Below are 7,592 nucleotides of genomic sequence, written 5' to 3'. Positions count from 1 at the left end.
CCGGATCGCGGATCACGATGACAACGGGCAAAGACCCCATCCTGAGACGATCACACGATCCGGTGCGGGGCCCCGGGTGGCCACCCGGGGCCCCGCAACCCGGCATCTCCACAATGCCACAAATCAAACAGACAATCCTGAGGGGGGCCCCGCGATCAACTTCCGATGGTCGTGCTCCTTTGCCGCGACGCGAAGCGTCGCCGGGGGCGACCGAAGGACCTCGTGAGGCGGGTGCGACCCCATCCGTGTCACAGAACGGTCATCCGGGTTCGGAGCCCTGAACCGCGCGACCGCTTCGTTGACTCAAAATGGCCCAACCCATTACTGTAAAAACCTTGACCTAAATTGACGTCCTGGTGGCTTCATTTTGCAAGGGCTCAGGAATTGTGGAACGGGCCCGACTTTGGTAGGGGATTGCGGCCCGTGATACCAACGGCCTCTGACGATGACCGTTGTCGTCCGTGACCGGGCGGCGCGGTCGGTCGCGCCGCCACTCATCCTCTCTGGCGTCGGTGGAACAGTGACATGGCGGCTTCGGAAACCCAGGGCAGACAGGTCGCGGCGGGGCGTGATGCGCCGCCCATGCTGCCCAAGCGGCGGGTGGCCATCGTCGATCGCTCCGTGGTCGGCCGCATGCAGACCCGCGACGCGCTCTATCGGGTGTATGACGTCGCCAGCTATCCCGACCACGAGAAGCTGATGCGGTCGGACCCCACGGCCCGACCCGACGCCATCATCATCGACGCCGCCGCCGGCCCGGCCGGCGGGATCGCGGCCGTCGAGGCCCTGCTGGCCGAGCCGTCCTGGGCCGACATCCCCCTGTTCGGGACCGAGTCGGAGTCGTCCTCGGACTTCTGCGCCTTCCTGCGCGACAAGGGCCTGTCGGTGCTGATGAAGCCCTATGGTCAGGCCGCTCTGAACGAAGCGGTCGGCAGGGTCATGGCCCGCAAGGTCGAGCGCAACTGGGCCAACCTGCCCGAGCCCCAGCGCCAGGCGCTGCAGAAGACCGTGACCCTGTTCAACGAGATCCCCACCCGCCTGATCGAGGGCGAGGAGATCCCGTACGAGATGGTCCGCATGACCTGCGCGCCGCTGGTGGAGGCCGTGCGCCACCGCAATTTCGGCGCGCTTCTTCAGGGCGTGAAGGGGCACGACAACTATTCCTATGTCCACTCCATCCGGGTCGCCACCTTCCTGTCCCACTTCGGGCACGAATACGGGCTGAAGAACGCCGACCTGATGACCCTGGCCTCGGGCGGTCTGCTGCACGACATCGGCAAGACCGTGGTGCCGCGCGAGATCCTGAACAAGCCGGGCAAGCTGGACCCGGACGAGTGGGTCGTGATGAAGGAGCACGTCAATCGGTCCGTGGAACTGCTGCAGTGCATTCCCGGCGTGCCGCGCAGCGTGGTGGCCATCGCCGAGCAGCACCACGAGAAGCTGGACGGCACCGGCTATCCCCATGGCCTGCGCGCCGGCGCGCTGAACGAACTGACGCGCATGGCGGCGGTGGTGGATGTGTTCGGGGCGTTGACCGACCAGCGCGTCTACAAGGACCCGGTGCCGCCCGAAACCGCCCTGGTCATCATGGCGGACATGAAGGGCCACCTGGACCAGCATCTGGTCGGCATGCTGCGCGACATCCTGCTGGACACGGCGTCGCTGCTGGACGCGGTGTAGCCGCGCGCCCGTTCAGGCTCAAAAAACATCCCGGATGATGTCCGCGATCACGCCGCTGGCGATGTGGATCAACACCACGTCGTCGTCCACGATGACGCGGCGATAGCCGTCGCGGATCGTCGGCAGCCGCGACAGCAGGTCGTCGGGCAGCGGCTCGCGCTGCAGCCCCGGCGGCAGGGCGCCGCCGCGCTTCGCCAGACCCGGCGGCAGCGATCCGCCGCGCTTGGCAAGGCCGGGCGGCAGCGACTGGCCGCCGGTGCGGTACGGCTGGAAGTACTGATGGATGATGCGCCGGTCCTCGTCGCTGAACAGCAGGTCCGCCAGCACGGCGGCCCCCAGCGCGGTCGCGGCGGTGCCGGGATCGGACAGCACGGCGCCGCCGCTCCCGCCCGAGGTTCCGCCGCCGTCGCCGCCGCCGTGTTTGCCGGGCGGCCCGCCCTTGTCCTTGCCCCGGCCCTGGGCATGGGCGGGCGGTTCGGCGGTCGCCGGGGCGGTCGGCGGCAGCAGGAGCGGAGCGGCCAGGGCGAGGCCCAACAGCCCGGTTGTCAAGCGGCGGGCGGAACGACGAGTCATGGCAAGGGGTCTCCTGTCCGGGATCACGCGCGGGAACGATCGGCCATGGTCACCCGCCTTCATGGCAGGGGCGCGGCAGGCTGCGGCCTTGAATCCGCCACCATCCCGGTTACCGTGCCGGGATTGTCCAGTCCACCGGAAGGTATCGCCGTGACCGATCCGCACGCCAAGCCGCCCGCGTCCGACAAGCCCTACCCCGGGCCGCCGCCGCTGCGTCCGGAGGGGGCGCGGGCCGGCCCCTATGCGGGCATCGAGTCCGAGGACGACCCGTGGATCCGCCTCGCCTGCGCCGAGGCCGTCGCGTCCGTGCGGGCCGGCGGCGGTCCGTTCGGGGCCGTCGTGGTGCAGGTGGACGACGCCAGCGGAACCGTCATCCGGCATTGGGTCGAGCGCAACCGCGTGACCGAGTCCTTCGACCCCACGGCCCATGCCGAGGTCTGCGCCGTGCGGGCGGTGGCCCGCGACCTGGGTGTGTTCCACCTGGACCGGATCGAGGCCGGGACGGCCCGCCTGCCGCAGCCGGGGCCGACCTCTCACTGTGTGCTCTACGCCAGCACCGAGCCGTGCCCCATGTGCTATGGCGCCATCGCCTGGGCGCGCATTCCCGTGCTGGTGTTCGCCGCCACCCGCTTCGATGCCGCCGCCGATGGGGTGGACTTCCAGGACGCCGACCTGCACGCGGCCGTGGCCCGGCCGTACCGCGAGCGCGCGGGCATGGTCATCCGCCGCGCCGACACGCCGGGATCGCTGGAGGCGTTCCGGCTGTGGGCCGAAGGGGACGCCGTGCGGTATTGACGGGGGGGCCTACTCCACCGCCTGACGCAGGGCCGCGCTCGCGGCCCAGGGGCACAGCACCAGCCCGCCCAGCAGCATGGCGCCCAGGATCATGAGCTGCGCGGTGAAGCCCAACCCCATCACGGCGGCGTCCACGGCCGAGACCCCGAACACCAGCACCGGGATGTACAGCGGCAGCACCAGCAGGGAGAGCAGCACGCCGCCCCGCCGCGCGCCCAGCACCAGGGCCGCGCCGACCGCGCCGATCAGGCTGAGCGTCGGCGTGCCCAGCGCCATGGCGGCCACCAGCACGCCGTAGCCCTCGGGCCGCATGTGCAGCAGCAGCGCCAGCACCGGCGAGGCCACGATCAGCGGCAGCCCGGTGGTCAGCCAGTGCGCCGCCACCTTGCCGATCACGATGGCCATGGCGGGCGTGGGCGTCAGGGTCAGCAGGTCCAGGCTGCCGTCCTCGTAGTCGGTCTGGAACAGCCGGTCGAGCGACAGCATGGCGGCCAGCAGGGCGGTGACCCAGACCACGCCGGCGCTGATGCGCTCCAGCACCACGGGTTCGGGGCCGACGCCGAACGGGAACAGCGCCACGGTGATGACGAAGAACGCCACCACCATCAGGCTGTCGGCGCCCTGGCGCAGGGCCAGCCGCAGGTCGCGGCGCAGCACGGCGAGCACGGCCTCGGTCATGGCGCGATCTCCTCGGGATGGGCGGCGACGTGCAGCCCCCAGGCGTCCACCGCATCCACGGCGTAGTCGTCCAGGTTCAGCACCCGCGCGCCCGGCAGAGTGACGCCCTGGTGGGTGGACAGCGCGATCATGCCGCCACCGGCGCGGTGCTCGGCCATCACCTCTTCCAGGACCGCGATCGAGCCCACGTCGAGCGCCGTGGTGGGCTCGTCCATCAGCCACAGCGGCGCGGGGGCGGCCAGCAGCCGGGCCAGATTGAGCCGCCGCTTCTGCCCGGCGGACAGCATCCGCCCCGGCACCCGGGCCAGATGGCCCAGCGCGAAGCGGTTCAGGGCCGCGTCCACCCGGGCGGCCAGGGTCTCGGCGCTCTCGTCCGGGCCGGCGCAGACCCGGGCCCAGAAGGCGAGGTTCTCGCGCGCCGACAGCACCGGCTTGACCGCGTCGGTGTGGCCCACGTAGCGGGTGCGGGCGTGGTGACGCTCCGGATCGGCGGAGACGGGGCCGTCATGCCAGTGCAGGTCTCCCATGGCCGGGCGCAGCAGCCCGGCCATCAGGCGCAGCAGGGAGGACTTGCCCGACCCGTTCGGCCCCAGCAGCAGCAGCGCCTCGCCCGGGGCCATGGACAGATCGAGGTCGCCGAACACGATGCGTTCGCCCCGGATGCACAGCAGGCCGCGCCCCTCGAAACGGGCGGCGGGATCCGGGGCGGGAGCGGAAGAGGCGGGGGCGGCATCGGAAATCATGGCCGGGACCATACGCGACCCGGCCCGGGAAGGGAAGGTGGGGGCCCTGGTCTACGTCGGCCCTGTGCTCCCGTCATTACCGCCCAGGTCGTCGGCACAGGGGCCGTCCGGACCACCGACCGGGTCGTGCTCGATCCAGACGGGCGGGCCGTCCGCATCCGGGCCACCGCGCAGAATGCGCTCGTGCCGGCCGAGCATCCGGCGGATGGTGCGGGGGTCGAAGGCGTGGGCCATGGCCTCGGCCTCGAACCGGCCCATGTACCAGCGGCCGTCCCCGGGGCCGCCATCGGCCGCCGTCACCCGACGGGCCACCAGATGGACCCGGCCGCAGCGGCAGCGGCCGATGTGGAACGCCCAACCGGCGTCGCGGCCCAGGTCGCGGGGCGCGGCGATCTGGTCCGGCGTGCAGAGATGGGTTTCGGGGGCGTCGGACTGGCCCTCCCGCCGGGTCTGGTGCGCCAGGATGCGGCGCCGCATCCCATCCTCGCGGGACACCTCCTGGCGGCGCGCCCGTTCCCAGGCGCGCGCCCAGTCTTCGGGTGTCGCGTTGGCGAGACCGTCCAGGATGCGCTTGCCGACAGACGGGTCCGACATGGCGGGACTCCCGGGTGTGGCCGAGGATCATTCGGCAGGATAGCGCGCGGCGCGGTCCCGGGATAGGGGATCACGACTCGTCCCAGGGCGACGGTCTCAGGGTAACGGGATCGCTCTTCCAGGTCTTTGCAGGGGGTGGGAGACCTGCGCTCGAGATCCTTCAGCCGCTTCGTGGCTTCAGGATGACATCCTGTCATTTCAGTGTGTCATCCCGAGCGGGCGAAGCGAGACGAGGGATCTCGAGAGGCCCGCTCCGACAGCGCGGAACAGGCCGTCATGTTAACGTGAACCCGTCACCCTGGGACTCGTCCGACGCCCCCGGCAGGGTGACGGTGAACCGTGTGCCCTCGCCCGGTTGGCTGTCCACGGTGATCGTGCCGCCGTGCCGTTCCGCGATGCGCTTGGCGATGCTCAGGCCGACGCCGGTGCCGGGGTAGTCCTGGCGGGTGTGCAGGCGCTTGAAGATCTCGAAGATGCGCGCCCGGTCTTCCGGCGCGATGCCGATGCCCTGGTCCTCGACCGCCAGCGTCACCCATGCGCCGTGCCGCCATCCCGACAGGGAGACCTGGGGCGGCTCGCCCGGCTTGTGGAACTTGATCGCGTTGCCGATCAGGTTCTGCACCAGAGACACGATCTGCGACTGGTCGCCGAGCACATCCGGCAGTGCGCCCACCTCGACCCGGGCGGCGCTGCATCGGATCGCGTTGGCCAGATTGTCGCAGGCGGCACGGACCACCCCGCCCATGTCCACGGTGGTGAACGGCAGCCCGCCCGCCTGAACCCGGGAGTACTCCAGCAGGTCCAGGACCAGCGCCTGCATGCGCTTGGCGCCGTCGATGATGAACTCCAGGAAGGCCTGGGCGTCGTCGTCCAGGCGATCGCCGTAGCGCTGCCCCAGAAGCTGGGAATAGGCCACCATGCTGCGGATGGGCTCCTGCAGATCGTGCGAGGCGACGTAGGCGAAGCGCTCCAGTTCCGTGTTGGAGTGGCTGAGCGCGTCCACGGTGGCGTGCAGGCGTTCTTCCGCCGCCTTGCGCTCGGTGATGTCCTCGGTGGTGCCGATCACCCGCCACGGCCGGCCCTCGGCGTCGCGGATCAGCTTGGCGACGGCCCGCAGCCAGTGGACGGAGCCGTCGGGCCAGACCGAGCGGAAGGTCTGGTCGTAGGGGGCCCCGTCGCGCGAGGTGGCCAGGGCGCCGGCGATGGTGGCCTCCCAGTCGTCGGGATGAACCAGCGCTTGGGTGGACTCCAGACGGCCGTCGAAGTCCTCGGGCCGCAGGCCGAACAGGGACGCCTGATGCCCCAGCCAGTCCAGCGTATTGCTCTGGATGTCCCAGTCCCAGATGCCCATGCCGGCGGCGTCCAGGGCCAGATCGAGCTGGCGTTGGCGGTGGGCCAGGGCCTCGCGGCGGGCGTACGCCTCGGTGACGTCGCGCAAGACCATGACCACGCCCAGCATGCGGCCATCCGTGTCGCGGATCGGGGCGGCGCTGTCGGCGATCTGGCGAACCGGCCCCACGCGCGGGATCAGCGCGGTGTGGTTCGCCAGATCCACGGTCCGTTGCTCGCGCAGCACGGTGGCGACCGGCGACTCCACCGGCGCGCCGGTGCGGGCGTTGACCAGGGTCAGGATCTCGGACAGCGGGCGCCCCAGGGCCTCGGCACTGTCCCAGGCGGTCAGGCGGGCGGCCTCGCCGTTCAGGCGGGTCACCCGGCCGCGCAGGTCGGTGGCGATCACCGCATCCCCGATCGACTCCAGCGTCACGGCCAGTTCATGCCGGTGCCGCGCGATCTCGGCCCGGCCGCGCAGCACCAGCAGGCCGGATGTGGAGATCAGGGCCACGAGCAGGGATTCGGCCAGGAACGGTTGGACGCGGGCGGAGTCGATGACGGCCGCCGCCACGGGGCGAGCGTCGAGCAGGGCGTAGGCGACGGCGATGGCCGGGCCGTGGATGATCTGATAGCAGGCCAGCACCCAGAGCGCCCAGCCCAACCCGAACAGCGCGAGCGACCGGACATGGCGCAGCCCGCGCCCGTAGACCACGCGGGTCGCCGCCAGCGCGGGCAGCAGGTACAGCAGGTTCGTGGGGACGACGATGCCCAGCGGCAGCGTGTGAAATCCGCTGACCGACAGCACCAGGGCCAGCAGCAGCGCCAGCCACCAGCGCCGCAGCAGGGCGAACCCCATCAGGCCGAAGGCCATGCGGGTATCCAGATAGAGCGGGGTCTCTGGAATGTTGAGGCTGACGAAGCTGGCCGCGGCGCCCAGAGCCGCCAGGATCAGGAAGACGGTGACATCGCCCCGCAGCGGTGGGCCATCGTCCACCCGGGCCGCGCCCCCGCCGCCAGGTCCCGTGTGGTGCCCCTGGTCTCCCATCTCACCTCCCCCCTTTTCGGTTCATCGCGGATTTCCGGGGGACCGGAAGGGCCCCTCTGGCATCCCGCTTCGAGCTGAGCAACCGGGAACATGGGTAACACTATTGACCGGCAACATGGGTAACGGTGTTCTGTGTTTGTTCGGCTTTGCGC

The 7,592-nt window shown here is 70.9% G+C and carries 7 protein-coding genes; 2 read left to right on the top strand and 5 right to left on the bottom strand.

The annotated features are described in order from the left end of the window. Positions 1 to 525 precede the first annotated feature (525 nt). Positions 526 to 1,680, top strand: coding sequence for an HD-GYP domain-containing protein (locus tag GHC57_RS18360; protein ID WP_153347002.1), 1,155 nt, complete (start codon positions 526 to 528; stop codon positions 1,678 to 1,680). A gap of 18 nt (positions 1,681 to 1,698) precedes the next feature. Here the strand turns inward: GHC57_RS18360 and GHC57_RS18355 are convergent, their stop codons facing one another. Beyond that, complete coding sequence (locus tag GHC57_RS18355) at positions 1,699 to 2,253, bottom strand: hypothetical protein (RefSeq protein WP_153346999.1); 555 nt, start codon at positions 2,251 to 2,253, stop codon at positions 1,699 to 1,701. 150 nt (positions 2,254 to 2,403) lie between these two features. On the opposite strand from GHC57_RS18355, the gene GHC57_RS18350 reads away from it, so the two are divergent. Continuing rightward, positions 2,404 to 3,048, top strand: coding sequence for a nucleoside deaminase (locus GHC57_RS18350; RefSeq protein ID WP_211369246.1), 645 nt, complete (start codon positions 2,404 to 2,406; stop codon positions 3,046 to 3,048). 9 nt (positions 3,049 to 3,057) lie between these two features. Here GHC57_RS18350 and ccmB read toward each other — a convergent pair whose 3' ends face one another. The 4 genes from ccmB to GHC57_RS18330 all read right to left on the bottom strand — a co-directional run bounded on the left by ccmB (position 3,058) and on the right by GHC57_RS18330 (position 7,440). Beyond that, positions 3,058 to 3,726: a heme exporter protein CcmB gene (ccmB, locus tag GHC57_RS18345; protein WP_153346995.1), complete on the bottom strand. Its 669-nt coding sequence runs from the start codon at positions 3,724 to 3,726 to the stop codon at positions 3,058 to 3,060. Then, positions 3,723 to 4,469: a heme ABC exporter ATP-binding protein CcmA gene (gene ccmA / locus GHC57_RS18340; RefSeq protein WP_153346993.1), complete on the bottom strand. Its 747-nt coding sequence runs from the start codon at positions 4,467 to 4,469 to the stop codon at positions 3,723 to 3,725. Before ccmA ends, ccmB begins: the two co-directional genes overlap by 4 nt. Positions 4,470 to 4,520: 51 nt before the next feature. Beyond that, positions 4,521 to 5,063, bottom strand: a complete 543-nt coding sequence (locus GHC57_RS18335) for a hypothetical protein (protein WP_153346991.1) — start codon at positions 5,061 to 5,063, stop codon at positions 4,521 to 4,523. Between the two features lie 274 nt (positions 5,064 to 5,337). Then, positions 5,338 to 7,440, bottom strand: a complete 2,103-nt coding sequence (locus GHC57_RS18330; protein WP_153346989.1) for a sensor histidine kinase — start codon at positions 7,438 to 7,440, stop codon at positions 5,338 to 5,340. Between the last annotated feature and the right edge of the window lie 152 nt (positions 7,441 to 7,592).

Origin of the sequence: Roseospira navarrensis (assembly GCF_009601025.1) — a bacterium.
Lineage (GTDB): Bacteria > Pseudomonadota > Alphaproteobacteria > Rhodospirillales > Rhodospirillaceae > Rhodospira > Rhodospira navarrensis.
Note: the sequence above shows the minus strand (reverse complement) of the source record. Positions and strands in the feature narration are given on the sequence as shown.